The organism is Mycobacterium sp. IDUB_37, assembly GCF_055419245.1.
In genome coordinates this window covers 166,177-193,135 of the sequence record NZ_JBVAXG010000006.1, presented here as the reverse complement: position 1 = coordinate 193,135, position 26,959 = coordinate 166,177, and the positions used below count along the sequence as shown (strand labels likewise).

Here is a 26,959-nt window from a genome sequence, read left to right as displayed (position 1 = left end):
CAGTAACATCGCCGTCGCACGCTTCCGTAAGGCTGCAGAGTCAACCTGTCGTAACGATACCGCACGCCCGATCAGGGCGGGCTAGGTGCGCTGGCATGCCGCCGAGGGTGGCGGATAGTACGAGGGTTCCGATGAATCCAGACGCGATATCTGCGTCACGCGTCATTGAAACAATCTGTCGCTCATTGTGATCCGTTCAGGTGTGGGCAAGCTGGGCGTCGGCCCGACGCACGCCGACGGGTTTCGCCCTAGAATGGAGGTCAGCTCGCGGCGGGTGCTCCGGGTGTATCGCTGTTCACCGATGGGCCGGCCTGTCGCAGCATTACGAATGCAGGTACCTGCAAATGGGGGAGTTCAACGAGCGCTCTGATGAGGCTTTGCTGCGGTCGAGCTCATCGCAGCACCTCGCTGCCGATGGTGACGACTTGCGAACTGCGATGGGCAATCTCGCGGGCCTGGTTGCGGGACATCTGCATCTGCCCGATTTGCTGACTGAGGTGGCGACGTTCGCGGTTCACGCGATACCGGGCGCCGACGGCGCTGGGGTGGCGCTGCTGAATGTCGACCAGACCGATGACATGGTCGCCCTGTCAGCAGCCAGTGCTCCGTTTGTCATCGAGATCGACGATATTCAATACGTGACCCTCAAAGAGGGACCCTGCATCACCGCGGCGCTGGAACGTCGGACAGTGCGCTCAGGATCGCTGGGTGGAGAGAAGATGTGGCCACGGTTCGGACCGCGGGTAGGCAGGTTAGGGGTGCACAGTGCACTGTCGGTGCCCATGTTGCTGCCCGATCGGGTGGTAGGCGCAATCAACGTGTATGCCTATGGCAAGGACGTTTTCGATCAACATGCCGCCGAGTTCGGGGAATCGTTCGCCCAACCAGCCGCCGTGGCGGTACATAACGCGCAGATCCTTGCCGACGCGCTCGCTCTCACGGTCCAGTTGCAGACCGCGCTGTCCAGCCGCCCCGTGATCGATCAAGCGATCGGCATCATCCGCGGACGCACCGGACGCAGCACCGAGGACGCATTCGCCCAGCTCCGAGCAATCAGCCAATCGCAACACCGCAAGTTGGTAGATGTGGCCCAACAGATGGTCGACGAGGCGGTCCGCCGCGCCCGCGCTCGCGCGCGGTCCGAGCCGGAAGGCCCTGACCAGGCTCGATCCGTGGTTATTGCCCCTAATGGTGTAACGTCGGAAGGGGTTGGGAACCCAGCCAGTCCGAGATGAGGTCAGCCGTCCGCTGCTGACCTTCCAGAGCAGCCGCTCGCGCCGGACACGCCGGTGATAACCGTCCCGTCGGGATCACCTTGAATACCCTACTCAACCCGGATAGACATAATCTCGCCCCTGCTGCGGAAGGCCTTTCTCGCGCCGCGAGTTTCGGGATTCTCAGTACGTTTCCACCTACCCCGTGTGGGCTGGCGACGTTCAGCGTCGCGCTGTCGGATGGATTGTCCGCGAACGGATCTGACGTCAGCATTGTCCGTATAGCCGATGGGTCTGTGTCGTCTGACGCGCGGGTTATCGGAGAGCTCGTCAACGGTTCCGCCAGCTCGGTGGCCGCAACCTCCGACTTGCTGAACGAGAGTGACATCGCGATCGTGCAGCATGAGTACGGCATCTACGGCGGCGTCGACGGGGACGACGTAGTGGATGTCCTTGGCGGGCTGCGCATCCCGTCGATTGTGGTCGCCCATACGGTCGTCAAAAACCCTACCCAGCATCAGCGTTCGGTGCTCGAGACGGTCGCATCGATGGCGGATCATGTTGTCGTCATGTCCGAGGCCGCCAGACAACGGCTGTGCACGGGTTTCGACATTGATCGCCGAAAAGTCACAACGATCGCCCACGGCGCAACCGTCCCGCGTACCCCCACCCAGATGCGTTCGGGCAGACCCACTTTGTTGACGTGGGGTCTGCTGGGGCCGGGGAAGGGCATCGAACGGGTCATCGAGGCGATGGGATCACTGCGTGAGCTCAATGCCCCACCGCGGTACCTGATCGCCGGCCGCACGCATCCAAAAGTCTTGGCCACTGACGGCGAGGCGTATCGCGAGGCTCGCGCCGAACAGGCCCGGATAACGGGCGTAGCGGACTCGGTGTTCTTCGACGCCACCTACCGCGATGTGTCGTCACTGACTGCGCTGATCAGGTCCTCGGCAGTGGTGGTCCTGCCCTACGACTCCACTGATCAGGTCACCTCCGGAGTCTTGGTCGACGCCATAGCGAGTGGGCGCCCGGTCGTGGCCACAGCCTTTCCTCATGCCGTCGAACTCCTTGGCACTGGTGCCGGCATCGTTGTAGGACACAACGACCCCGATGCACTGGTGACCGCTTTGCGTCAAGTGTTGACCGATCCGCGTATTGCCGGCGCGATGGCCGCGGAGGCCCGCCGGTTGGCCCCGGCGATGGCCTGGCCGGTCGTGGCCAACGCCTACCAACGTCTGGCTCAGCGGATACTTGCTCAGCGTCAGGCGCTGGTATGACAGGCACAGTCCCGGACCCGGCATTCGACCACCTGTTGCGCTTGACAGACCGTCGCGGCACCTTCGAGCATGCTCTGCTCACCGAACCGCGGCGCGAGCACGGCTACTGTACCGACGACATGGCCAGGGTTCTCGTGGTCGCCACCCGAGAACCAAACTCTGGCGGCGAGGTGAACGGCCTTGCGCGGGTGGCTCTGCAGTTCCTCAACGATGCGCAGTCCTATTCCGGACCCTGCCGAAATCGGATGGACAGCAAGGGGCGTTGGCAGGATGAGCCATCCCTGCAGGATTGCTGGGGCCGCTGCATCTGGGGACTGGGGACTGCCGCAGCGCACAGTGATGTCTCGTTGGTTCGCCGCTTGGCCGTCATTCAATTCGAACGCGCTGCAAAGGCCCGATCGCCGTGGCCTCGGGCGATGGCGTTCGCGGCCTTGGGGGCAGCCGAAATCCTCTCCGTCGACCCCGGACACCCGGCGGCACGCGAACTCCTCACTGACTACGCCGCGACGGTGGCCAAACCGAACGGCAATGCGGCCTGGCCGTGGCCGGAGCCGCGACTCACCTACGCGAATGCGGTTCTCGCCGAGGCGATGATCGCCGCCGGCGTTGCGCTCGACGACTCGGGGCTGCGTTACCAGGGTTTGGAACTGTTGAGCTGGCTGGTCGGATACGAAACGGCAGGTGGCCACCTTTCGCCCACTCCAACAGCGGGCAGGGGGCCGGGCGACCCACGTCCTGCGTTCGATCAGCAACCGATCGAGGTTTCCAGTCTCGCCGACGCGTGTGCGCGCGCCGCTGCCATCGACCCCAATTCGATCTGGCCAAGCGGGGTATTGGCCGCCACGGCATGGTTCATGGGTGCGAACGACGCACAACAGCCGATGTGGGACCCTGAGACCGGCGGCGGATTCGACGGACTGCACGCCGATGGGGTGAACCGCAACCAGGGCGCGGAGTCGACCCTGGCAGTGCTCTCGACCTTGCAACACGCTCGGCGCTTCTCGACTGTGCGGCAATGACTTCCGTGCGGGTTGGGCTCGTCACGCGCAGCCCGTTGCGGCTGGTGGCGGACCCGTCGCGGGTCATCACGCGCCTCTTCGTCCCGGGACAGGAGGGTTTCGAACATCGAGAGTCCCGAGCCGGCGCGGTGCTGGAGCGGATTCTGGCCCTGGACGAAGATCAAGTGCGCGCGTCGCTGGACGATATCGTCATCCGCTTCAATGAACGTCACCGCAACCTTGCTGACACTTTCCGCCTGCATGCCCGGGAGTTGGCCGATCGGCTAGATCCGGTCAGTGAGCTCTCCGAGGCCCGAAAGTTGTTGTTGGGCGCGACATTCACCAGCGAATACGCCATCGAGGGCGCGGCGTTGTGCAACCCGAGCATGGTGGCCCATCCCGACCAGAACGGAACTGCCGCCGGCAGCCTTCGATTTGTGATGAGTGTGCGTGGCATCGGCGAAGGTCACTGTTCGTCCATCGGATTCCGGACCGGCGTCATTGACGCGGATGGCGACGTCGTCATCGACGATCCGGCTCCGTTCGCCACAGTCGGAGTGGCAAAGCCCACTCTGCTCGATGCGGCCGTCTTTCGCAGTGAACTCGTCCGGGTCGACGAAGCCGGCGAAGCTGCCGACTATGTCCTCGACGGACTCGGCGCACGTTTTACCCAGACGGCCCTCGAACAACGATTGGCCAGGCTTGAGACGTCGATGCGAACCCGCAGGCACGCCAAAGCGACGATTTCACTACTTCGCAGTATCGCCGAGCGAACCTACGCCGTCGAATTCTCAGACCACATAACACTTTCCGAGCAGGTTCTGTGGCCTTCGATGTGGGCCGAGCAGGCTGGAATCGAGGACGCGCGATTCGTCCGTTTCGTGGAGGACGACGGCTCGGTGACTTTCTATGCCACGTACACGGCGTACAGCGGATCACAAATCAGCCAGCAACTTCTCGAGACCAGCGATTTCCAATCCTTCACCTTCCGGCCAATCGTCGGACCTGCCGCAGCGAACAAAGGCCTGGCCCTGTTCCCGCGCCGGATCGGCGGCCGCTTCGCCGCGATGTCGAGATCAGATCGCGAGTCGAATACGGTTGCCTACTCCGATCACCTGTCCGCTTGGACGAGCGCGGTTCCCTGTCAGACCCCGATCGCAGCCTGGGAGGTGCTTCAACTCGGGAACTGCGGACCGCCCATCGAAACGGATGCCGGATGGTTGGTGCTCACCCACGGCGTCGGTCCGATGCGTACCTACTGCATCGGGGCGATTCTGCTTGATCTCGAAGATCCGTCGACAATTCTCGGCCGTTTGTGGGAGCCGCTGCTCAGCCCCGCTTCCGACGAGCGGAACGGCTATGTGCCGAATGTCGTGTATAGCTGCGGCGCCTTGGTCCACGCCGACACCCTCGTGCTGCCGTACGGGATCAGTGACGCCGCGATCGGCATTGCTACCGTGCGACTACCGGAACTCCTTGCAGCACTAAAGCACTGAGAGAAAATCATGCTGCGGCCGTGCGCCGCCGAGTGTTGTTCCGGCGTCGGGCGAGTTTGCGATTGCGAATGGCGGTGGCCAATCCGATCCGAGGCGCTCGGATGCCGTCTCGCGACCCGGCTAGTTTCGAGTGGTTGCCGAATCTGTTCTCGGAGGCGGTCTCTGGGGCGTCATCGGAGGTAGCGCGAAGAAGTCGATCCGGTAGACCGAGTTTGGCAATCGTGCGCAGGGTCAGTAGGTACTGGTAGAAAAGCGGCCCAGTGTTGTAGGGCAAGTCGTAGGAGGCGCACACCGCCCGCACCTGCTGGGCGATCTGCGGGAAGCGGTTGCTGGGCAGGTCCGGGTAGAGGTGGTGTTCGATCTGGTAGCAGAGATTTCCACTCATGAACGCCATGACCGGACCGGCATGAAAGTTGGCGCTGCCCAACATCTGTCGCAGATACCACTGCGGCTTGGTCTCATCCTCCAGCGCCTCAGGGGTGAACTTTTCGGCCCCGTCGACGAAGTGGCCGCAACTTATCACTGTGTACGCCCACAGGTTCCGCAGCAAGTTGGCGACGGCGTTCGCGCCCAGGACACGTCGCCACCGCCGCCCGCCGAGCGCGGGAAGGACCAGATAGTCCTTACTCGCCTGCCTGGCGATTTTGCGGAGTAGACGTCGGGTCTGCACGGACTTCTCGGCAGAAGTCTCCGAACGATCTTGTTCGGAGTACAGATCATGCAGCGCGATACCCCATTCGAAGGTGGCTGCCAACAACACATGTCGCAGCAGTTGAAACAGGTGGCTACGTTTCCATGGTTGGTCACGGGTGACGCGCAATACACCGTAACCAAGGTCATCATCGACACCGACGACGTTGGTGAACATGTGATGTCGGTAATTGTGGGAGTACCGCCATTGGGAGGACGGCCCGACCATGTCCCACTCCCAAGTCGTGGAGTGGATCTCAGGATCATTCATCCAATCCCATTGGCCGTGGCCGATATTGTGGGCCAATTCCATGTTCTCAATGCTCTTCGCCGCGGCAAGGGTTAACGTTCCGACCACCCAGCCTGTCCGGCTGCGACTCCCACCGATCAACACTCGAGCGGCGACGTCGAGGCAGCGTTGAACCGCGATGGCACGCCGGATATACGCCCGGTCATGCGCGCCGCGCGAATCCTCGATGTCACGCCGGATGGCATCCAACTCGACGGCAAGTTGCTCCACATCCGCGGCGCTCAGATGGGCGTATTCGGTTACGTCTGTGATGGCCATCTTGGTCCCATGCGCTCATCGGATGTGTTTGCCGAACTGGGACGCGTGCCTTCGCCGGCAGCCGATGGTGCGATGGCATGCCGAGCGCCATTGCAACTCGAGAACTTGTACACGATGAACTTCCTGCTACACCGGGTGGAGGCCCGGTTGCGAGCAATCGCTCTCAACGCTGTCGCTGGCGGGACAGGATGTTCCGGACTGGCTGGATGATCAACCGATGAAAATCCTACGCGCCGAACGAGTCGATCTGCTCCATCCGCTGAAACACCGGGCCAGCGGACATTCGCAGAATATATGAATTCCGTGGATGGCCCGACTTGCCCGGTGTCGCTGCGGTATGGCGAGGAGAAACGCGTTCGGTCGCCTACCGGACCTTCTCGGGAATCGAGTTCAGCGCGTGAAGTACGAGCACCGCAAGTTCACGGGCGGCCGCGTCATCGAGCGGCGAATTTGCCACCAATGTGTCCTGAACTAGTGCGATGCGGATTTCGTAGGGCGAGCGAATAATTGACGTAGTTGACATGGCTTCTTTCCCATTCCGTCGAGTGCAGTACTCAGAGGAAATTCGCTCGACCACAATGACTTTACTCCATGTACGCCGTCGCCCCGTAACCGCAATCCTTATCGGCCGAGACGTGATCTACACGAAATCAAAGGATTTCGTGTCGCAGATGATTCGACGCCCGCCAGGGCTGAGGAGGGCCGGAAAGCCCTACAGATGGTGCGCGGTCGAGCTCTACTCGCTTACGCCTGCGGTGGCGTGCAGGAGGTCATCGATGGCCAAGGCGTTGTTTGGACCCGCTGCCATCATCATGATCGCGTGTGCCTGTTCGGGATCGGTGTGCGGGGAAACAACCAGTAGGACCATCTTGTCGCGATTGAGGCCCAGGACTTCGACCGTGGCTGCTGGCTGCGAGCCGTATCCGTCGAGCGGTACCGATCGGCCATCGAGCACCAATTTAGCTGGGGCCGTTGCCCATTCGTCGATCTTGTATATCACCCTACCGATTGTTCCGAGGCGGACAGACAGCACTGCCAACAGATCGGGCAGCTCTGTCGCGAGGTCCTCACTTTGCGGCCACCACGCTCCGTCGACGTAGCCACTCGGCGGCGCCTTGGGTTTCAGCCTCAGCCTCGGCGTTTGGGTCGGTGGCGCATGTCGCCTGCTCGGCTCGGCATTTTGTTGTTTGCGCGTCATCGCGACGCTCCCGTCTCGGCCGCGCAGCCAGCCGAATAAATCGAATCGGCGACGTCGTGGCTTGGAGTGGCACGCGCAAGGTATCGCAGACAATCTCCACGATACGCCGGAACCGGCGGTCAGCAGAGCGGCATCTGAGGTTGCCGGTTCAACTTCGTCGAAGTCCGCGTCCCTGCCACTTCCGATACTCGAAGTACCGTAATGCAGTGGATGGGTGACCAGCCCCAAAGACGGCAGGTATCTGCACACCTGTCCACTGTGTGAAGCCATGTGCGGCTTGGATATTCAAGTTCGAGACGGCAAAGTTGCCAGCATCCGGGGAAACCGTGATGACGTATGGAGCCAAGGACACATCTGCCCGAAGGGCGTCTCGCTGGGCGCACTCCACGACGACCCGGACCGCATCCGGCTACCGTTGATCAAGGTCGATGGGGAATGGCAAGAGGTCAGTTGGGATGCGGCGTTTCGACGCTGTACCGAATTGCTGACCCCAGTCATCCGCAAGTACGGCATCAGCGCGGTTACCGCCTACACCGGCAATCCGCTGGCGCACTCCTTCTCGCTGGCCCGCTATGCGGGAGTGTTGCTGGGCATGTCGGGGATCCCGATCACCTATTCGCCCGGCACCGTCGATCAGTGGCCGAAGAATCTGTCGTCGCACCTGATGTACGGCAAGTGGTGGGACTTTCCGGTGCCCGACATCGAACGCACCGACCTGCTGGTCATCATGGGCGCCAATCCCGCTGCGTCGCAGGGTTCGCTGCTGGCCGCTCCGAACATCATGGGCCTGATCGAGGCGATTCGAAAACGCGGCAAGGTGATAGTGATCGACCCGGTGCGCACTCTTACCGCCGCACGCGCTGACGAGTGGCTTCCGATTGTGCCGGGCACGGACGCGGCGCTGTTGCTGGCGGTGGCCAACACTCTCTTCGCTGAGAATCTGGTCAAGGCCGGGTCCTTTGTTGATGATCTCGACATCATGCGCACGGTCGCAGCGCAGTGGCCGCCAAGCCGGGTGAGCAGCGCCACGGGCATCGACGAGGAGCGCATCCGCGAGCTGGCGCGTGACCTCGCCGGTACCCAGAGGTCGGTGGTATACGGTCGAATCGGTCTGTGCAACCAGGAGTTTGGCAGCCTGGCCAGCTGGATGGTCGACGTCATCAACATCTTGACGGGTCATTTCGATACGCCAGGCGGGGCGATGTTCCCGAGGCCTGCCGCCTGGACGGTCACCACGCAGCCGATGCCCGGCCTCGAAGGGGGCGCGCCCGAATTCGGTCGGTGGCAGACCCGGGTGCGAGGCGCGAAAGAGGTGCTCGGGCAAGTCCCGGTGTCGTGCATGGTCGAGGAGATCGCAACGCCGGGGGAGGGGCAGCTCAAAGCCCTGATCACCATCGCCGGCAATCCGGTCCTGTCTTCGCCCGGCGGTGACAAGCTGGACGAAGCGCTGCCGATGCTGGAAGCCATGATTTCCGTTGATAATTGGCTCAACGAGACCACCCGGCACGCCGACGTGATCCTGCCCGGATTGTCGGCGTTCGAGCAGGCACACCATGACGACTTGGTATTGCAGTTCGCGATTCGCAGTTTCGCAAATTATTCGGCCCCGGTGTTCGATCCGGGCGACCGACCGCACGAGTGGGAGATCCTGATCCGGCTGACCGGTTTGTGCACCGGCACCCCCGCCGAGGCAGTGGATGTCGCGGCGATCGACGACGGCTTCTTCGATTATCTGGCTTTCACTCAGGGACTCGACGGCGCCACGATCCGCGAGCTCTATGAGGTGGGTGGCCCGGAGCGGATGCTGGACCTCACCCTGCGAACCGGGCCCTTTGGCGACCGGTACGGCGAGAACCCGGGTGGGCTGACGTTGGACCTGCTCAAGGCCAATCCGAACGGGATCGACTTCGGGCCGATGGTGTCCCAACTGCCCGGCATCCTCGGCACCCCGGACAAGAAGATCCGGCTCGCCCCGCAATACCTGCTCGACGACCTGTCGCGGCTGGCAGCGCGATTGGAACGGCCGGCAGACCCGCTCGTCCTGGTCAACAGGAGGCACCTGCGATCGAACAACTCGTGGCTGCACAACGTGCCCGCGCTGATGAAGGGCAAAGACCGCTGCACGCTGTTGATGCACCCTGAGGACGCCGCCCGCTGCGGCATCAGTGACGAGGACATCGTCACGGTGAAATCAGCGGCCGGCGAGATCAAGGTGCCGGTCGAGGTCACCGACGCGATCAAACCGGGCGTGGTGTCGATGCCGCACGGGTGGGGACACGACAAACCAGGAACCCGGTTGTCGGTGGCCAATGGTTCGCCGGGAGTCAACACCAACGTCCTGTCCCCGCCGACACTCATCGACGAGCCGTCCGGCAACGGTGTCCTCAACGGGATCCCGGTCACGGTCAGCTAGCAGAGAACACATCCGCCCGGCCAGTTCCCGGAAGCGGGTAGCGTCGGATTGATGACAGAAGGCAACGTCGGCGGAACCCAACTGCAGCCGCCGGTGGAAGCGGTGCAGTCGCACTACGACCGATCTAACGACTTTTTCCAGCTGTGGCTAGATCCGTCGATGACTTACAGCTGCGCCTACTTCGAAGAGCGTCCGGGCATGACGCTCGAGGAAGCGCAGTTCGCGAAGCGCAAGCTTGCACTCGACAAGCTCAACCTCGAGCCGGGCATGACGTTGTTGGACATCGGCTGTGGCTGGGGTTCGACAATGCGGCACGCCGTCGAGCATTACGACGTCAATGTCATCGGCCTCACGCTCAGCGAGAACCAGCTCGCCCACGACAGGCAGAAGTTTGCCGAGATGGATAGCCCGCGGTCGAGAGAAGTACGGCTGCAGGGCTGGGAATTCTTTGACCAACCGGTGGACCGGATCATTTCACTCGGCGCGTTCGAGCACTTCGCCGATGGCGCTGGTGATGCCGGATACGAGCGCTACGCCACGTTCTTCAAGAAATTCCACAGCTTGCTACCCGACGACGGCAGGATGCTGCTGCACACGATCGTGGTGTGCAGCGCCGAGGAGGCAAAGGCCAACGGCCGGCCGATCACGATGACCCTGCTGCGGTTCATCAGCTTCATCTTGAGGGAGATTTTCCCCGGCGGTAAGTTGCCCCTGATCTCGCAGGTCGACGAATACTCGACTGGCGCGGGGTTCAATATCGAGCGCCACCACATGATTGGGAAGAATTACGTCCCCACGCTTGACGCCTGGGCGGAGAAGTTGGAAGCCTGCAAAGACGAGGCGATCGAATTGCAAGGCCAAGAAATCTACGACATCTACCAGCATTATCTGACCGGTTGCTCAGACTTGTTCCGCGACGGCTACACCGAGGTGTGTCAATTCACTCTGACCAAGTAAAAGGTCGCACGACCGATTTTGGGATGAGTCTCGCAGTATTTCCGCATCGTTGACCTTTAGTGTCGGCAAGACTTCGTCTGGGTCGCACTGTCGCCCAGTATGTACCGGGCCGACTCGCGACGAACGCCGCGCAAGTCCACGATCCGCCAGTTGCCGTTGCCCAGGCAGCGCTGCGTTGCCCCGTCAGTCATAGCCACAATTTGCACAGTGGAGGGGAGCGCAACTACCAACCTGAAATGCGGCTGTCGTCTAGACCGTTCGGCCACCGTACGTGTGGAGCGCGGCGCGGCCGAGTTCCGACAGCCGTCAACGCTCCCGCGTCCGCTAACTCACAATCTGATCGGCGGAAGCGCGCATCTGCTCTGAGAGTCGGAGCAGGTCGTGCTCTCCTATCCCGTTGGGCAGTGTGTAGGCAACCTGGCGCAATTCGAGGGCGTAGTTGCGCAGCTGTTGACGGAGTTGCGCCTCGTTCTGCGGCATGACTTCCTCCTAATGAAACCGGCCAGAGCCCTTTATTGGATCGACCGGCCGCCTAGAAATCTATGCCGGCAAGCAGCAATCGGCGACACGGCGCGGACGTGTTAACGAGAGTTTGACGACCCATTTACAGTTCGCGTCATCTCGTCGCGGTGGCGCCGATCAGCGGGCCCGTTATGTAGTCCGGCTAATGGTCGGGTTCCTCCGACTCGGGGTCGATCAGCACTACTTCCTGCTGCTCGTGCCAGTCCTCGACGCTCGCTTCCAGAGGAACATCGCCGACGGGCCGCCCGGCGTGATCTTCGTCCAGCCAATCGGCCGAAGACCGTTGCTGCTCAGCGGCATCGGCGATGGGCACATCGTCACGGATCGCACTGTCGCGGTCATCCATGGACGGCGGGTTACCCGAAGCGATACGGCTGAAAACTCAGGTTTTCGCCGCGTCGAGGCATGACCCGAGTTTTCCCAGCCGTCCTGCGGGCTAATATGCGGCCATGCCGCTCGACGAAGGTTCGACGTTTGCCGGGTATACCATCATCCGGCGGCTGGGATCCGGCGGGATGGGCGAGGTCTACCTCGCTCAGCACCCGAGACTGCCCCGCCAAGACGCACTCAAGGTGCTCAAGGCCGATGTGTCGGCCGACGGTGAATATCGGGACCGCTTTCACCGCGAAGCCGACACTGCCGCGACGCTGTGGCACCCGCACATCGTTGCCGTCCACGACCGCGGCGAATCCGACGGACAACTGTGGATCGACATGGACTACGTCCAAGGCATCGACGCCGGGCAGTTGCTGGAGGAACAGTTCCCCTCAGGCATGCCTGGTCCTGATGTGGTGGAGATCATCAGCGCGGTCGCCGATGCGCTCGACTACGCCCACGAGCACAAGCTGTTGCACCGAGATGTCAAGCCCGCGAACATCCTCATCGCCACGCCTGCCGCCGCGGATCGACGCATCCTGCTGGCCGATTTCGGGATCTCCGGCCTGGTGGGTGAATCGACGGGATTGACCGCCACCAACATGACGGTGGGCACGGTGGCCTACGCCGCACCCGAGCAGCTGATGGGCAACGATCTCGACGGACGGGCCGACCAGTACGCACTGGCCGCGTCGGCCTTCCAACTGCTGACGGGCCAGCCGCCGTTTTCGCACACGAACCCTGCGGTGGTGATCAGTCAGCACCTCAGCGCGGCGCCCCCGGCGATCGGCGACCGACGACCATCACTGGCTCACCTCGATCCCGTCTTCGCCAAGGCGCTGTCCAAAGATCCCAAGGATCGCTATCTGCGGTGTGTCGACTTCGCGCGGGCCCTGGGCCACCACCTGGGCGGCGTCGGCGATACCGACGAAACCAGCCTGTCGCTGTCTACCGTCCCGGTGCCGACAGCGAAACGCCCGCTGCTGCGACCTGCCATCATCGTCCCGGCCGTGCTGGCAATTCTGCTGGTCGTCGCCGTCGTCATCGCCATGCAGGAATTCATGCGGGCGGATGAGGAGGAGCACGCCGCGCCTGCTTCGCAGACGCTCACCACCACTGCGACACCGGCTCCTTCGGCCACTCCGTCAGGGCCCGCGGCGCTCAATACCTCGGGGGTCGCCGGCACACCGGAGACGACCCCGGAAATTCCGGTGGTCGCGATCGGTGCCAACTGTTTTCCGCTCGGCAGCCTCGGAACCACGAAGACGGGCGCGACCGCATATTGCTCAACGATCCAGGGCACCAACAAGAGCATTTGGTCATTGACCGAGGGAACCGCGGCCAGCCCGACCGTCAGCGCCACCACGGAGCCCAGTGAGACGCCGCAGCCCTCCGAGCAGGAGACGCCGGTTCGGGTTTGCATGGAACAGACAGGTCAGACTCGTCTTCAGTGCCTCCAGGAGATCCGCCGAGGCAACGGTCGCTAGCGATGACCGGGCGCGGACGCCTCCGTTCGCCGGGTCAAACCCGTCGCACCGGTGGTGGCGACCACGCGCCGGACACGGCCTCCGGTGCGGGCGCATAGAGGCGCATCGTCACACCTAGCGGGCCTAGCGGTGCCGGGAGCCAGTTGGCCGCGCGGTCTGCACCCGGGCTCTCGTGCTGGACGTAGATGTCCAGGGAACCGTCGGCGTTGTAGCGCAGGGGATCACGGTCACCGATCGCGAACCGGTCGAGTTCGTTGGCGACCTGGAAACCCTCCGCGTCATACATCGTGATCGACCAGAACGCGTCGACGGGCGGTAACCGGTCAGCGTCGAAGTGGATGACGTAGTCGCGGTCGCCCGACATCGGATCTCCGTCGGAGTCAGCGACCAGCAAGGGATATATCGCGTCTTCCGGCTGGTTGGCGCCCAGACCGACGAGAGCTACCACGGCGCGCCGCAGATAGCTGTTGCCGTAGACGCCCATGCCGTCACTGAGACCCATCCAGCCGCCGACGCTGGGTGCCAGCTTCGGGGCGGCGCTCAGCAACTCAGCCAGCGCATCCTGCTTTCCGGCCTCGATCTCGGCCAGCTGCTCGGAGCTGAACTGGGTTGCGTCGAACGATTTACCCGGCCCAATGCCGAGGCGAGCGAGGCGGGCAAGGATCGAGAAGTCCGTCGCGTGGGGCGGGTTGATCCGCAGTAGCTCGGCAGCGTACGCGAAGAAGTCGACCGCGGTCATTGCGTTCACGACCTTGAGCGGCTCGGTCGTCACGTCGTAGTCCAGATTCGGGACGAAGTCAGCGCTGGGACCGAGCTCGGTGAGATGAAATCCGTCCTGGACCTTGTGCACGGCCGGATAGTCGTCGGGCCCGTTCGTCTGCGTCCGGCCGATCAGCCAGACATAGGGCGTGGGTGCAGCGATCACCGTGGTTCCTGCTGGCAGGTCGCCGGTGTAGCCGGGGCCGGTGATAACCAGGTCGAGCGGCCCGGTCCCAGTGGTCCGCTTGCCGGGGCTGGCGAACACGTCGGTCCACATGTCCAACATCGGCAGCAGGTAGTAGCGGTCATCGGAATCTTCGGCATGCAGCCGAACGGGGCCATTGGTCAGGTCCAGCCATGCGCTCGAGTAGAGCGTGTCGAAGTTCGGCCGCACCACCGCACGAAATTCGGCCTGCGGGAATTCCCGCAGGTGGGAGAAGTGGTTCGGTGGTCCGAATCCGGGCTTTGAGCCGGGTGCGGAGTTGAACGCCTGCATACGGGTGACATCCATCGTCACCAGCGGATACAGGTAGATGAACCCCTCGTGGCTCAACGTGCGCAGATCGTCCGACAAGGTGGTCACAGGCTCTCCTCATGGTGCGATCCCCCCGGCGGCTTGAACGTTAGGCCTGGCGCGCCGAATTGTCAGCGATCTCGGCCGTTTCGGGTGCCTGTGACCTGCGCCGCGCCATCCCGAAAGAGGAACCGGCACAACTCACTATTGACGTCCTGCTTCTTTCGAGGCCGGTTATGCCGATACAGTTGGACGCGATGACCCAAACAGCCGCCCCGCCTGTGCTGACCGTGCGGTATGACGGAGCTGAACGCACCTTTGCAGCAGGCCATGATGTAGTCATTGGGCGTGATTTGCGCGCGGACGTCCGTGTCGCTCACCCCCTAATCTCCCGGGTACACCTGTTGCTGCGGTTTGACCAGGGTCGATGGGTCGCCATCGACAATGGCAGCCTCAACGGGTTGTACGTCAACAACCGCCGAGTGCCGGTCGTCGACATACAGGACGGCCAGCGCGTCAATATCGGCAACCCGGATGGGCCGGCGCTCGACTTCGAAGTCGGGCGCCGCAATCAGGGATCGGTCGGGCGCCCGCCACCAACGACGGCAATGGCGATCCCGGCCCGGCCCAGCGGGCCGATCCCGTCGGGCGGCGCTCAGCCACCAACCGGTGCGAACTGGGGTGCGGCGCCGCCGTCGCCTCAGCAGCAGACCGGGCGGATGCCGCTGAGCGGGCCGACCGGTGCCCAGCCGGTGCACCCGTCGGGTCCGCAGCCGCGCTACCCGTCCGGCGCGCAACACCCGCAGGGCGGTTCGCAGCCGCCGCCGCAGATCTACCGCCCGGACTCGTCGCAGCCGCCGCCGGTTATTGGCCGCACCGCCGAAGCGGGCAGTAGGACTTCGATGATGAAGATCCTGCGGCCGGGCAAAGCCGCGGGAGACGTGCCGGCCGGTGCGGTCAAGATCGGCCGGGCCGACGACAACGACATCGTCATTCCCGAGGTGCTGGCGTCCCGCCACCACGCCACCCTGATCCCGTCGCCCAACGGAACCGAGATCCGGGACAACCGCAGCATCAACGGCACGTTCGTCAACGGCACCCGCGTTGAATCGGCCGTACTGCGTGACGGCGATGTGGTCACGATCGGCAACATCGACCTCGTTTTCGCCAATGGGTCCCTGTCCCGGCGCGAAGAGAGCCTGCTGGAAACACGCACCGGCGGTCTCGATGTGCGTGGGGTGACCTGGACGATCGAGAACAACAAGACGTTGTTGGACAACATCTCTCTGACGGCCCGCCCCGGCATGCTCACCGCCGTGATCGGTCCGTCCGGCGCAGGCAAGTCGACCTTCGCCAAGTTGGTAGCCGGATACACGCACCCGACCACCGGCACGGTGACCTTCGAGGGGCACAACGTGCACGCCGAATACGCTTCGCTGCGAAGCAGGATCGGCATGGTCCCGCAGGACGACGTGGTGCACGGGCAGCTCACCGTGAAGCAGGCGCTGATGTACGCCGCCGAACTGCGGCTGCCACCGGACACCACGAAAGAGGACCGCGAACAGGTCGTGGCCCGGGTCCTTGAAGAACTCGAGATGACCAAGCACCTCGAGACGCGGGTCGACAAGCTCTCGGGCGGTCAGCGCAAGCGCGCCTCGGTCGCGCTGGAGTTGCTGACCGGGCCGTCGCTGCTGATCCTCGACGAGCCCACGTCAGGCTTGGACCCCGCTCTGGACCGCCAGGTCATGACCATGCTGCGGCAGTTGGCCGACGCCGGTCGTGTGGTGCTGGTCGTCACGCACTCGCTGACCTACCTCGACGTGTGCGACCAGGTGCTGCTGCTGGCCCCCGGCGGTAAGACCTCGTTCTGCGGACCGCCGAACCAGATCGGTCCGTCCATGGGAACCACCAACTGGGCCGACATATTCAGCTCGGTGGCTGACGACCCGGACGGTGCCAAGGCCCGATATCTGGCGCAGACCGGGCCGCCGCCGCCGGTACCGCCCGTGGAGAAACCGGCCGAACTGGGCGAGGCGGCGCACACCAGCCTGGTCCGACAGTTCTCGACGATTGCCCGAAGACAGCTCCGGCTGATCATCTCCGACCGCGGCTACTTCATCTTCCTGGCGATACTGCCGTTCATCATGGGTTCGCTGTCGATGTCGGTGCCCGGGGACGTCGGGTTCGGCACGCCGAACCCGCTGGGTGATGCACCTACCGAGCCTGGGCAGATCCTGGTGCTGCTCAACGTGGGCGCGGTGTTCATGGGGACCGCCCTGACCATCCGCGACCTCATCGGTGAGCGAGCCATCTTCCTGCGAGAACAGGCAGTCGGCCTGTCCACCACCGCGTACCTGCTGGCCAAGGTGTGCATCTACACGGTGCTGGCGCTCGTTCAGTCCGCCATCGTGACGGTGATCGCGCTGCTCGGCAAGGGTGGTCCCACCAAGGGTGCCGTTGTGCTGGGCAATGGCGCCTTTGAGTTGTACGTCGACATTGCGGCAACGACCGTGGCTTCGGCGATGCTGGGGTTGGTGCTGTCGTCGTTAGCGAAGACCAGTGAACAGATCATGCCGTTGCTCGTGGTGGCGGTCATGTCTCAGCTGGTGTTCTCGGGCGGCTTGATACCGGTTACCAACCGGATCGGACTAGACCAGATGTCGTGGGCTACCCCGGCCCGATGGGGTTTTGCGTCGTCAGCGTCCACCATCGACCTGACCGACTTGACGCACGTGCCGCAAGTCCCGAGGGACTCCCACTGGAAACACACTCCCAGTGCCTGGCTGTTCGACATGGGCATGCTGGCCTTCATCAGCATCTGCTATCTGAGCTTCGTGCGCTGGAAGATTCGGCTCAGGGGCGGCGGCTAATCATGCACCGAGAAGTATCGGAAATTTCTAGACCTTCTCGCCACGCGTTTCGATAACGCGATGGGCAATGTCGACCAGCTTGGAATTGCTTTCTTGGGATAGCGCCCGCAGCATGTCGAAGGCTCGTACGTCGTCGACGTCGTAGCGCTCCATGATGATGCCCTTGGCTTGACCGATGCGGTCCCTGCTGGCCAGCGCTGCTTGCATGTGCTCGTCCTGGCGGCTGGCCAAAATCGCTGCGGCAGCGTGTGCCGCGAGCACGGTGCCGATGGTCTCGGCGTCGGCGTCCCACGCGTTGGTCTGAAATCCAAACAGATTCAGCGCACCGGCTGCGCCCTCGGCGGTGAAGAGCTTGAAGGACAGGCCGCTGAGCACTCCAAGCTCCGCCGCGGCAGGCGCGTAGCGTGGCCAGCGCTTTTCGGAGCGGAAATCGTCCGTCCGAACGACCGTGTCCTCGAGCGCGGCCTGATAGCAGGGACCCTCCTGCCAGTCATGTTGCAGTTGGTCCAGCTTCTCAGGCAGCTCGGTGACATCGCCGAGTGATTCGAAGCCGCCTTTCCGAAGCCACAACACACCCGCCGTGTCGGCGCCGGGGATCAATTCGACCGCGGCAGACGTGACCGTGGCCAGGATCTCTCCCACTGAACGCGGCACTGCCACCGTCTGAGCCAGCTTTGCCATGTGCACAGCGAGATCATGCCTACTCGGGGTCATGCCTAGGGTCTTCCCCGTGACTGGCCGTCGCACACCGTGACGACGCGACTTCACGTAATTCACGTGTCACGCGTGTGCACCGCTTTTCAACCGGTGTCAGTGCCCCGGCGGGAAGTTCTGGGCCGGGAGCCACTGTGGCGGCATGGCCGTGTGCGGTTGCTTGGGCCGCAAGAACAACGAACCCGCGATAGCACGGTTGCGCAGCGCCGATGCCCGCCAGGTGTTCACCGGATGCGACGAAAGCATGTTGGCGAGCCAAACAAAGAATCCGGTCTCGGTGCCGGCGCGATCGGCCATCCCGTCGAAATCAACCCAGCGCAGCAGGTACTTCCCGGCGCTCAGCACGCCGATGGCGCGGCGAGAGCCTTCCGGGCGAAACGAGTAGCCGTAGTTGTCGGCCGTGTACTCCATCGACCGCGACAGCGCCTGGCCCAGGAAGGGGATCTTCATGGCCAGCTGGCTCAGCTGCCGCCAGTAGGACGCGTGCCCTGCAGCGATGTGCCCGACCTCGTGGCCGATCACGAACGCCAGCGCCTCGGGGTCCCGGGCCTGGCCGCCGATCTCGAACAGGTCGCTGTACACGACCACGTATCGACGGAAGCCGTGGCCACTGGCGAAGGCATTGATCTGACCGTTGCCCAGCACGACGTAAGCGTCGGGAATCTCGGTCAGGCCGAACCGTTGCGCAGCTTCCACGACCAGCCAGTAGCCCTCGGGGAACTGGGTGGGCGACATCTTGACTCCATTCGCCCGCTGCTGGCCGTAGTTCAACCCGCGACCCAGGTAGAGCAGGATCGGCGTGAGGAGCACCGAAAGCCAGAGCAAGCTGACCTTCCCGGAGAGGACCACGGCGAACGCGATCAGATACAGCACCACGCTGGACACGATCACCAGGACCAGTAGGCCGATCTCCCAAGGGTGACGATGCGGCGACTCCCGGTAACCGGTCGGACCAGGGTGCGGGTGGTGTGGGAAATGGTGTGTCGGCGAGTCGACGATGGCCATGACGGTTCTTGGGCTCCTGTGCGATGTCGGTCTATCCCCATTGGGGGTTATACCAGCGTCCCGGACCATCCTTGGAGAGTTCTCTACGGATTCTTGGAGTCCAGGTCAGTGACCCAGAACCGGGTCTTGCCCGGGCCGCGTGATGCTTTCCTATGATCGGTTAATGACCGCCGGCGCGCTGAACATCGAGCGGTCGCCGGCCTTCGCCCCCCAGGACGTGGCACGCTTTCACGCCGAGGGCTGGTGGAGCGACTCGACGTTGTCGGATGCGGTGCGCCACACTACCGAGCGGACGCCCGATCGCGCGGCGTATACAGACCATCCCGCCGACGTCCTGACCTGGCGTGAGTTCGACCTTGCCGCAAGTGCTCTGGCAGAGCAATTGGCCGGTTTCGGCGTGGCGCAGGGTGACCGGATCGCCGTGTGGCTCGGTGATTCGGCCGCCATCCACGCGCTGTTCGTCGCCGTCGAACGATGCGGCGCCGTGGTTGTCGGCATCGGCGCCCGTGCCGGGACGCGCGAAGTCGCCCAGTTGCTGCGCACGTCACAGCCGAAGGCCCTGATCAGTGATGAACAGCGCAGTCCCGCGGCAACCGACGTGGCGGCTCACTCTGCGCTGCCGGCCGTGGTTCTGCACCGCGACGGAAAGACACTGCGCCTCACCACCGGCCTGCCGTCGCGGACGCTGGTCAATGGATCGCAGCTGGGACCCGACGACGTCTTCCTGATCAACTCCACCTCGGGCACCACCGGCCTACCCAAGTGCGTCGTGCACACCCAGAACCGTTGGCACTATTTTCACCAGAAGGCCGTTGCCAGCGGGTCGCTGACCGCGGACGACGTGTTTCTGCCTGTCATACCTATGCCGTTCGGCTTCGGAATCTGGACCAGCCACACCACTCCGATCTACCTCGGTGCCAGTTCGGTGATTCTGGAACGGTTCACCGTAAGCGCGGCCTGCGAAGCGATAGCGCAGCATAAGGTGACCGTATTGTGCTGCGTCAGTACGCAATTGACGATGATCATGGCCGACCGGGCCAGCCGGAAGTATGACCTGAGCTCGCTGCGGGTGGTCTATGCGGGTGGGGAAGCGCTGCCGTACCGACCGGCCGCGGAATTCGAGGCGCTCACCGGCGCGAAGATTCTGCAGTTCTACGGTTCCAACGAGACCGGGCTGCTCAGCGGGACCACGCTCGATGACTCACTGCATCGCCGCCTGCGCACCGGTGGCCGGATCATCCCGGAGATGGCGGTCCGCCTCTTCGACGGTGACGTCGACGTCACGCACACCGGACACGGCCAACCGGCCTGCCGGGGTCCGGCGACCAGCCTCGGCTACCTCAGCGGTTTGGACGGCGGCACCGACCACAATGAGTTGTTCACCCGCGACGGATGGATGCGGATGGGCGACATCTGCGAACTCGACGCGGACGGCTACCTGACCATCACCGGCCGGACCTCCGACTTCATCCTGCGGGGCGGCAAGAACATCAGCGCGGCCCAGGTCGAAGACGCCGTCATGACCCATCCCACATTCGCGCTGGCGGCAGCGGTGGCGATGCACGATCCGGTATTCGGCGAAAAAGTCTGTGTCTATGCCGAACTCGTCGACTCCCAGGCCATTAGTCTGCCCGAGCTGGTGCAGCACCTACTGGCACTGGGAGTTTCCAAGGAACTGCTGCCAGAGCGACTGATCGTTGTCGACGAACTGCCCCGGTCCTCCGGTGGCAAGGTCGCCAAAGGCCTGCTCCGCGAAGATATTCGAGTCAGGATGGAGGCCGAGGATGAACGCTCCTAGCGCACGCCGTGGTGGTCTGGAAGTCTGGGCGCCATCGGTGGTGCCACCGATCGGTGTCGACCTGTCGGACGAACAGGCACTCGCCGTCGCGTTTCGCCACCTCGCGTCGATCGGGTTCGCCGAGAACCTGGCCGGCCACATCACCTGGCAACTCGACGGACAAACCGACATGCTGGTCAATCCCTGGGGGCTGTGGTGGCAGGAACTCACCGCGTCGGATATCTGCGCGGTGGACGCCGATGCGCGGGTCGTCCGCGGCCGGTGGGACGTCACGCCGGCAATCCACATCCATACCGAACTGCACCGGATTCGGGAAGACGCCCGGGTGGTCATCCACAATCATCCGTACTACGTCTGCGTGCTGGCCGCCCTGGGCAGACTGCCCGAACTCGTGCATCAGACCGGGTCGTTGTTCCTGGACGACATGTGCCTCGTCAGTGCGTACGACGGTGAAGTCGACAGTCCTTCCCGTGCTGCCGATCTCGCGGCGCACATCGGTAGCGCGAACCTGACCATTCTGGCCAATCACGGGGTCATCGCCACCGGTCGCACGCTGCCCGAAGCCGTCTACCGGGCGGCATCCATCGAGCGAATATGCCGACTTGCCTACGACGTGATGATGACCGGCCAGGAACCCTCGCAGATGAACTGGTCGGACATGGTGGGCATGCAGGCCTCGCTGATCGAGCGTGCTGCCGACGTCTACTGGGCGGGAGCGGCGCGCATGACGATCAAAGCCGACCCCGATGTCCTCAACTAACCCGCCAGTGGACACAAGGAGACCGACGTGAAATCGATTGACGAACTGGCCAGCAACCTCAATTTCACCACGGCCAAGACGGGGGAGGACCGGACAATCACCTTCCTGCCGGATCCGCCCAGGGCGCAACGCCGCTATACAGTCATCTCGGTCGACGACCACATTGTCGAACCTCCGGATACCTTCACCGGTCGCCTTCCGCGCAAGCTCGCTGACCGCGCGCCCAAGGTGGTCGACACCCCGGAGGGTGGCCAGACCTGGGTCTACGACGGTCAGGTGCTGCCGAATGTCGGTTTCAACGCGGTGGTCGGCCGACCGGTTGCGGAGTACGGTTTTGAACCGGTCCGGTTCGATGAAATGCGCAGGGGCGCATGGGATATACACGCCCGTGTCGCCGACATGGATCTCAACGGCATCTACGCATCGCTGAACTTCCCGTCGTTCCTGCCGGGGTTCGCCGGTCAACGACTGCAGCTTGTGACCAAGGACCGCGATCTCGCGTTGGCCTCGGTGCGTGCCTGGAACGACTGGCATCTCGACGCCTGGGCCGGGCCGTATCCCGGACGCATCATTCCGTGTCAGCTGCCCTGGCTACTTGATCCCGAGCTGGGCGCGAAAATGATCTATGAGAACGCCGAGCGTGGGTTTCACGCCGTTACCTTCAGTGAGAATCCCGCGATGCTGGGGTTCCCCAGTATCCATACGGGGCACTGGGATCCGATAATGGCGGCCTGCGCCGAGACCGGCACCGTCGTGAACCTGCACATCGGCTCGTCAGGTTCTTCGCCGTCGACCACCGAAGACGCGCCCCCGGATGTGCAGGGAGTGCTGTTCTTCGCCTACGCCATCTCCGCTGCGGTGGACTGGCTCTACTCCGGATTGCCCAGTAGGTTTCCCAATCTCAAGATCTGCCTTTCCGAGGGCGGAATCGGCTGGGTCGCAGGACTTTTGGATCGACTCGATCACATGCTCAGCTACCACGAGATGTACGGCACCTGGCAGGCTTTGGGTGAAAAGTTAACGCCAGCAGAGGTTTTCACTCGCAATTTCTGGTTCTGCGCGGTCGAGGACAAATCCTCGTTCGTGCAGTACGAGCGCATCGGCGAGGACAACATCATGTTGGAGGCCGACTATCCGCACTGTGATTCGACCTGGCCGCACACCCAGGAGACCATCCACGAGGAGATCGGCGGACTGCCCGACGGCCTGATCCGCAAGTTCACCTGGGAGAACGCATCCCGGCTGTACCAACACCCGGTACCGAGCGAGATTCAACAGAACCCCGACGCGTTCTGAAGGACGCATTTCTGAGTATGTATGGTCACTGATGTGGGCGACCAATATCCCGCTGACGCTTTCACCGCACGGCAGGCAATCGATCCCGGGTTGCGATCGATCGCCCGCGTACTCCCGCGTGGCTACGCGCTACATCGTGGTCTGACGCTGCCGCGGGCGTTGATGCGGCTGGCCGCCATCACGGGACGAGAGCGTGACGTGCCGGTGATCGCGGTCAATGAGGACGTCGCCGTGCGGGTGCACCGGCCGGCCGGACTACCGCCTGAAGCCCCCGCGCTGTTGTGGATCCATGGCGGCGGAACGATCATGGGCAGCGCCGCCCAAGAGGATCGGTACTGCCGCAAGCTGTCCCAACAGGCCGATGTGGCGGTCGTCGCGGTGGAACATCGACTGGCGCCGGAACATCCGTATCCGACGCCGATCGAAGACTGCTACGCGGCATTGCGGTGGCTACATCGACAGCCATGGGTGGATCCGTCGCGAATCGCCGTGGGGGGTGCCAGCGCCGGCGGTCACTTCGCGGCGGCATTGGCCCAGCGCGCCCAGGACCGAGGCGAGGTGAAGCCGGCGTTTCAGCTGCTCGTCTATCCGATGCTCGACGACCGGACGGGCGCCGACGGCGACGACCGCAAGCGCATCATGTGGAGCGGGCGCGACAACCAGCTGGCCTGGCAGTGGTATCTGGCGGGCGCGGATCCAGTAGCGGCAGCGCCCGCGCGACGCGCCGACCTGTCCGGTCTGCCACCGGCGTGGGTCGGCGTCGGAACGCTGGACTTGTTCTACGGGGAATGCGTCGACTACGCCAAGCGCCTGCGCGACGCGGGCGTGCGGGTGCACGAGGAGATCGCCGCGGGAGCGTTCCACGCTTTCGATCTGCTGGCGCCCAACGCGCCGATCTCGACGTCGTTCCTGGCAAGTCAGTGTCGGCACTTGCGTGCCGCCCTTGCCGTCGATTAAGTGACCCACTCCGGTTGTTCGCCCGTGTCGACCGACGAGAAGTCCTTATGCCCGAGCCCGGCGAAGCAGCCACCGTCGACGACGAACTCCGAGCCAGTGGAGTAGCTCGACTCGTCGCTGGCGAGGTAGACCACCAGGTGTGAGACCTCGCGGGGTTCGGCCGCGCGGCCCAGGGCCGTCTGAAACAGGTCGTCGGGTACCCAACTTGTCATCGGCGTCTTGATCAGCCCCGGGTGGACCGAGTTCACCCGAATTCCGCTGGGTCCGAGCTCGAGGGCCGCCGACTTGGTCAGACCCCGAACCGCGAATTTGGTTGCGGTGTAACCGTGGCTGGCGATGGTGCCGGCCAATCCCTCGATGGAGGAGATATTGATGATGGAACCGCGGCCCGCGGCCTTCATCGGCTTCACCACCGCACGGATGCCGAGGAAGACGCCAGTGAGGTTGATGTCGAGGATCCGCTGCCACTCCGACAGTGCGTAGTCCTCGAAGAATCCGACATTGATGATGCCGGCGTTGTTCACCAGTATGTCGAGGCGACCGAACTCACTCAGTGTGGCCTCGACCGCGGCATCCCACTGATCGGGATCGGTGACATCGAGATGCAGATAACGCGCGTTCTCGCCGACTTCGGCGGCGACTGCCCTGCCTTCGTCGTCGAGAATGTCGCCGAACACAACCTTGGCGCCTTCAGCGACAAGCTCCTTGACGTGGGCTGCCCCCATGCCGCGGGCGCCACCACTGATCAGAGCGACCTTGTCGGTCAATCGATTTGGCATTGACACTCCTTGAGTTGGAAATCGGGGTGGAATCCTCAAACATCATCGCGTTCAACGTTTTCCAAGTCACGCTCGTCGATCGACAGCACGATCCGGGGACGCCACCGACTCACCATACATACATGACATGATGTATGGCCCACGGGCCGGTCAACGCGGCCGCAGTTGCCGTCCACTACCCGCGTGCGATCGATGTCTCTACGTCGCCGACACTCGCCGCCTCGTAGCATCACGGCGTGAGCTCGACGAACATGGTCTACGCGTTCGCCCACGACGGCACCTTCCTGCGCACCACCGCGACGGACGAGCTGCAGCTGATCCGTGACGGCGTCGCCGTGTTCGAAACCGGCTGCCACGCGAACCGCCGGGTCTCGGTGTCGACGGCCGGCATCGCGGTGTTCGACGACGGCTACGGCACCCACCGCGTGTCGCTCGTCGACCCGTCACCGGTCCCGCTGCCCGACTCGCTGTCCGGCCTACTCGACGTCTCGGTCCACCCTGACGGGGATCGCGTGCTCACCTACGACACCGACACGGCAACGCTGTCGTGGCTGCACTTCGACGGACAGCGCGAGGCGATCCTGACCCTGCGCGAGGACGAGTTGGTCGCCTACCCGGAGGTCGCGCTCGCGCCCGACGGCGAGACCTGGGCGTTGCTCGACAGCGAAGACGTCGCCATCGGCCGCGCCGGCCGGCTGCTCACGTTCTTCCAGTTGGCCGACGTGAGCATGGACTTCTACCCGCGCACCTATGCGTTCGACCTCGCGTTTGACCGCTTGGTGCTCAGCGGGGCCGGCGGCCTGCTCGCCCTCTCGTGGTAGAACGGCGCGCGCACCGAGGCGGCGACCGACCGCTCGTTCGCCGGCCCGCTGGTCGCCTGGGACGGGGGGTACGTCTTGGTGGCGCGCGCTGTCGCGCCGGACACGTTCGAGGTCGTGCGGCTCGATCCGGTGACGCTGGAGGTGACCGGCGTGGTCGACGGGTTCGGCTCCTGGCGCGATCCCAACGGCTCGTTCGGGACCCTCGCGCCGGCTGACGGCTCACTCGTCGTCGTCCCGAGCAGCAAGCCGCTGCGGATCCTGGCCGCCGACGGCACGACGCCCACCGCCGGCCCGCTGGCCGAGATCATGGGCGCGCCGCGCGGCGACGCGGTCCCGCACCCCGTCGGCCGCTGGTATGACAAGGAGGTCGGCAGCACGGGCGTCCTGCCGGGCACCGAGGGCGACTCGCTCGTCGGCCGTCTGGATGCGATCGACGCCGCCACCGCGGGTCGGCGCAAGTCGCTGGCCCGCTTCCTGCTCGACGACCTGGTCGACGAGCGCCTGATCGACGGTCTCCTGCGTCGCGACCCGGACGCGTTCATCCCCTACGCGTCCCTGGTCGCCGGCTGGGACGACGGGCGCATCGCCGAGCTGTTCTCGCTGGTCGGCGCGCGGGCCGGCCTGCTTGCCAACGGCGCCGACGACGACGCGGCCGACCGGCTTGCGGCTCGCGTCCGCGTAGCCGCCGAGCCGGTTCGCGCGCGGCTGTTCGCGCTGCTCATCGGCGTTGACAGCGAGCATGCGCTCACGCTGGTGGGGGTGCTCGCGCGTGAGAAGAAGTCGCTGCGCAAGCTCGCGCGCCAGCACGGCTTGGCGACCGGCGGCGACGGGCCGGCGCAGCGGCGCTTCGCGACTCCCGCCCAGGACGTCGTCGCCGGGACGCGGGCGGGCGCGACTCCCGGGCTGTCGACCACGACCCCGACCAGCCTGCCGCGCGGAGTCGACTGCTCGCTGCCGCCGGCCGGCGTGCTGTCGGTGACCCTGTCGTTGCTGCCCGGCGATCCGCTCGCCACCTCGCCGTCGCCCACCCAGGTGTTCTGGGTGTCTGACTGCGAGGACTGCGACGAGCCCGACGCGCACCTCGCCACCGCAGGCGGCGAGCTGCTCGGCGCGCTCGATCTCGACGGCACGCTCCGCACGCCGCGCAAGCGCCCACCGTGCGCAGGCGCATCGGCGAGCGAGAACGACGACGCCCGCCCCGCGCCGCGGCTTGCCCTCGAGCCGCAGGTCGCGTGCCGCCGCGAGGGCACGGTGCTCGGGCAGCTCGGCGGGCGCCCGGAGTGGGTGCAGTCCCCGGCCGTGCCCAAATGCCCGCGCTGCAAGCAGCTCGCGTTCTTCGTCGGCCAGGCGACCCCGGAGGCCACCGGGGGACCGACCGTCTTCGGCTTCCACTGCGAGCACTGCGGCGTCGCGATTCAGGTCGCGCAGCGCACCTGACGCGTGAAGAACAATGCCGAGGCGACGCTTGCCCGCCGGTTGTACCTACAT

General features: G+C 64.2%; 23 protein-coding genes. 14 read left to right on the top strand and 9 right to left on the bottom strand.

Going from position 1 to position 26,959, the window contains the following annotated elements; all coding sequences use genetic code 11:
• Positions 1 to 344: 344 nt before the first annotated feature.
• The 4 genes from ACZY1I_RS21270 (at position 345) to ACZY1I_RS21255 (ending at position 4,988) form a co-directional block, all read left to right on the top strand.
• Positions 345 to 1,235, top strand: a complete 891-nt coding sequence (locus ACZY1I_RS21270) for a GAF and ANTAR domain-containing protein (RefSeq protein ID WP_463756732.1) — start codon at positions 345 to 347, stop codon at positions 1,233 to 1,235.
• Positions 1,236 to 1,393: 158 nt separating this feature from the next.
• Positions 1,394 to 2,494, top strand: coding sequence for a glycosyltransferase (locus tag ACZY1I_RS21265; protein WP_463757155.1), 1,101 nt, complete (start codon positions 1,394 to 1,396; stop codon positions 2,492 to 2,494).
• A complete protein-coding gene (locus ACZY1I_RS21260) occupies positions 2,491 to 3,513 on the top strand; it encodes a glycosyltransferase (RefSeq protein ID WP_463756729.1) in 1,023 nt (340 codons plus the stop codon). The genes ACZY1I_RS21265 and ACZY1I_RS21260 overlap by 4 nt, the downstream gene beginning before the upstream one ends.
• Positions 3,510 to 4,988 (top strand): glycoside hydrolase family 130 protein, encoded by a 1,479-nt coding sequence (locus ACZY1I_RS21255; RefSeq protein WP_463756727.1) that lies wholly within the window; start codon positions 3,510 to 3,512, stop codon positions 4,986 to 4,988. Before ACZY1I_RS21260 ends, ACZY1I_RS21255 begins: the two co-directional genes overlap by 4 nt.
• Positions 4,989 to 4,995: 7 nt before the next feature.
• On the opposite strand, the gene ACZY1I_RS21250 is transcribed toward ACZY1I_RS21255, so the two are convergent.
• From ACZY1I_RS21250 to ACZY1I_RS21240, 3 genes are all read right to left on the bottom strand, one after another.
• Positions 4,996 to 6,246: a fatty acid desaturase family protein gene (locus ACZY1I_RS21250; RefSeq protein ID WP_463756724.1), complete on the bottom strand. Its 1,251-nt coding sequence runs from the start codon at positions 6,244 to 6,246 to the stop codon at positions 4,996 to 4,998.
• A gap of 364 nt (positions 6,247 to 6,610) precedes the next feature.
• Entirely contained in the window at positions 6,611 to 6,769 is a 159-nt protein-coding gene (locus ACZY1I_RS21245; RefSeq protein WP_463756720.1) for a DUF6307 family protein, read from the bottom strand.
• A gap of 213 nt (positions 6,770 to 6,982) precedes the next feature.
• Positions 6,983 to 7,444: a DUF5994 family protein gene (locus ACZY1I_RS21240; protein WP_463756718.1), complete on the bottom strand. Its 462-nt coding sequence runs from the start codon at positions 7,442 to 7,444 to the stop codon at positions 6,983 to 6,985.
• 214 nt (positions 7,445 to 7,658) lie between these two features.
• Here ACZY1I_RS21240 and ACZY1I_RS21235 point away from each other — a divergent pair, with 214 nt between their 5' ends.
• On the top strand, positions 7,659 to 9,857 hold the full coding sequence (locus ACZY1I_RS21235) for a molybdopterin oxidoreductase family protein (RefSeq protein WP_463756716.1): 2,199 nt from the start codon (positions 7,659 to 7,661) through the stop codon (positions 9,855 to 9,857).
• 51 nt (positions 9,858 to 9,908) lie between these two features.
• Complete coding sequence (locus ACZY1I_RS21230) at positions 9,909 to 10,814, top strand: cyclopropane mycolic acid synthase family methyltransferase (protein ID WP_463756714.1); 906 nt, start codon at positions 9,909 to 9,911, stop codon at positions 10,812 to 10,814.
• Between the two features lie 324 nt (positions 10,815 to 11,138).
• On the opposite strand, the gene ACZY1I_RS21225 is transcribed toward ACZY1I_RS21230, so the two are convergent.
• Positions 11,139 to 11,294 carry a hypothetical protein gene (locus tag ACZY1I_RS21225; protein ID WP_463756712.1) on the bottom strand — a complete coding sequence of 52 codons (156 nt, stop codon included), beginning with the start codon at positions 11,292 to 11,294 and terminating at the stop codon, positions 11,139 to 11,141.
• A 184-nt stretch (positions 11,295 to 11,478) separates the two neighbouring features.
• Positions 11,479 to 11,682, bottom strand: a complete 204-nt coding sequence (locus ACZY1I_RS21220) for a hypothetical protein (protein ID WP_463756711.1) — start codon at positions 11,680 to 11,682, stop codon at positions 11,479 to 11,481.
• 103 nt (positions 11,683 to 11,785) lie between these two features.
• Here ACZY1I_RS21220 and ACZY1I_RS21215 point away from each other — a divergent pair, with 103 nt between their 5' ends.
• Positions 11,786 to 13,198, top strand: a complete 1,413-nt coding sequence (locus ACZY1I_RS21215; protein ID WP_463756710.1) for a serine/threonine-protein kinase — start codon at positions 11,786 to 11,788, stop codon at positions 13,196 to 13,198.
• Positions 13,199 to 13,232: 34 nt separating this feature from the next.
• Here ACZY1I_RS21215 and ACZY1I_RS21210 read toward each other — a convergent pair whose 3' ends face one another.
• Positions 13,233 to 14,540 carry a DUF1254 domain-containing protein gene (locus ACZY1I_RS21210; protein WP_463756708.1) on the bottom strand — a complete coding sequence of 436 codons (1,308 nt, stop codon included), beginning with the start codon at positions 14,538 to 14,540 and terminating at the stop codon, positions 13,233 to 13,235.
• Between the two features lie 188 nt (positions 14,541 to 14,728).
• On the opposite strand from ACZY1I_RS21210, the gene ACZY1I_RS21205 reads away from it, so the two are divergent.
• Positions 14,729 to 17,341, top strand: coding sequence for an FHA domain-containing protein (locus ACZY1I_RS21205; RefSeq protein ID WP_463756704.1), 2,613 nt, complete (start codon positions 14,729 to 14,731; stop codon positions 17,339 to 17,341).
• Positions 17,342 to 17,368: 27 nt separating this feature from the next.
• On the opposite strand, the gene ACZY1I_RS21200 is transcribed toward ACZY1I_RS21205, so the two are convergent.
• Positions 17,369 to 18,055, bottom strand: coding sequence for a GAF and ANTAR domain-containing protein (locus tag ACZY1I_RS21200; RefSeq protein ID WP_463756702.1), 687 nt, complete (start codon positions 18,053 to 18,055; stop codon positions 17,369 to 17,371).
• 96 nt (positions 18,056 to 18,151) lie between these two features.
• A complete protein-coding gene (locus ACZY1I_RS21195) occupies positions 18,152 to 19,060 on the bottom strand; it encodes a M48 family metallopeptidase (RefSeq protein ID WP_463756699.1) in 909 nt (302 codons plus the stop codon).
• Positions 19,061 to 19,223: 163 nt separating this feature from the next.
• Between ACZY1I_RS21195 and ACZY1I_RS21190 the strand changes: the two genes are divergently transcribed.
• From ACZY1I_RS21190 to ACZY1I_RS21175, 4 genes are read left to right on the top strand one after another with little or no spacing between them, the layout of a single operon-like run.
• On the top strand, positions 19,224 to 20,858 hold the full coding sequence (locus tag ACZY1I_RS21190; RefSeq protein ID WP_463756695.1) for a class I adenylate-forming enzyme family protein: 1,635 nt from the start codon (positions 19,224 to 19,226) through the stop codon (positions 20,856 to 20,858).
• The gene (locus ACZY1I_RS21185) at positions 20,845 to 21,618 is read left to right on the top strand and encodes a class II aldolase/adducin family protein (RefSeq protein WP_463756691.1); all 774 of its coding nucleotides are present in this window, start codon (positions 20,845 to 20,847) and stop codon (positions 21,616 to 21,618) included. The genes ACZY1I_RS21190 and ACZY1I_RS21185 overlap by 14 nt, the downstream gene beginning before the upstream one ends.
• Positions 21,619 to 21,645: 27 nt before the next feature.
• Positions 21,646 to 22,914: an amidohydrolase family protein gene (locus ACZY1I_RS21180; RefSeq protein ID WP_463756689.1), complete on the top strand. Its 1,269-nt coding sequence runs from the start codon at positions 21,646 to 21,648 to the stop codon at positions 22,912 to 22,914.
• A 33-nt stretch (positions 22,915 to 22,947) separates the two neighbouring features.
• Positions 22,948 to 23,871, top strand: coding sequence for an alpha/beta hydrolase (locus ACZY1I_RS21175; protein ID WP_463756686.1), 924 nt, complete (start codon positions 22,948 to 22,950; stop codon positions 23,869 to 23,871).
• Here the strand turns inward: ACZY1I_RS21175 and ACZY1I_RS21170 are convergent.
• Positions 23,868 to 24,650, bottom strand: a complete 783-nt coding sequence (locus tag ACZY1I_RS21170) for an SDR family oxidoreductase (protein WP_463756684.1) — start codon at positions 24,648 to 24,650, stop codon at positions 23,868 to 23,870. The two genes, ACZY1I_RS21175 and ACZY1I_RS21170, sit on opposite strands and share 4 nt — an antisense overlap.
• A gap of 236 nt (positions 24,651 to 24,886) precedes the next feature.
• Here ACZY1I_RS21170 and ACZY1I_RS21165 point away from each other — a divergent pair, with 236 nt between their 5' ends.
• Positions 24,887 to 25,471: a hypothetical protein gene (locus ACZY1I_RS21165; protein ID WP_463756681.1), complete on the top strand. Its 585-nt coding sequence runs from the start codon at positions 24,887 to 24,889 to the stop codon at positions 25,469 to 25,471.
• 78 nt (positions 25,472 to 25,549) lie between these two features.
• Entirely contained in the window at positions 25,550 to 26,908 is a 1,359-nt protein-coding gene (locus tag ACZY1I_RS21160) for a hypothetical protein (RefSeq protein WP_463756677.1), read from the top strand.
• Positions 26,909 to 26,959 lie beyond the last annotated feature (51 nt).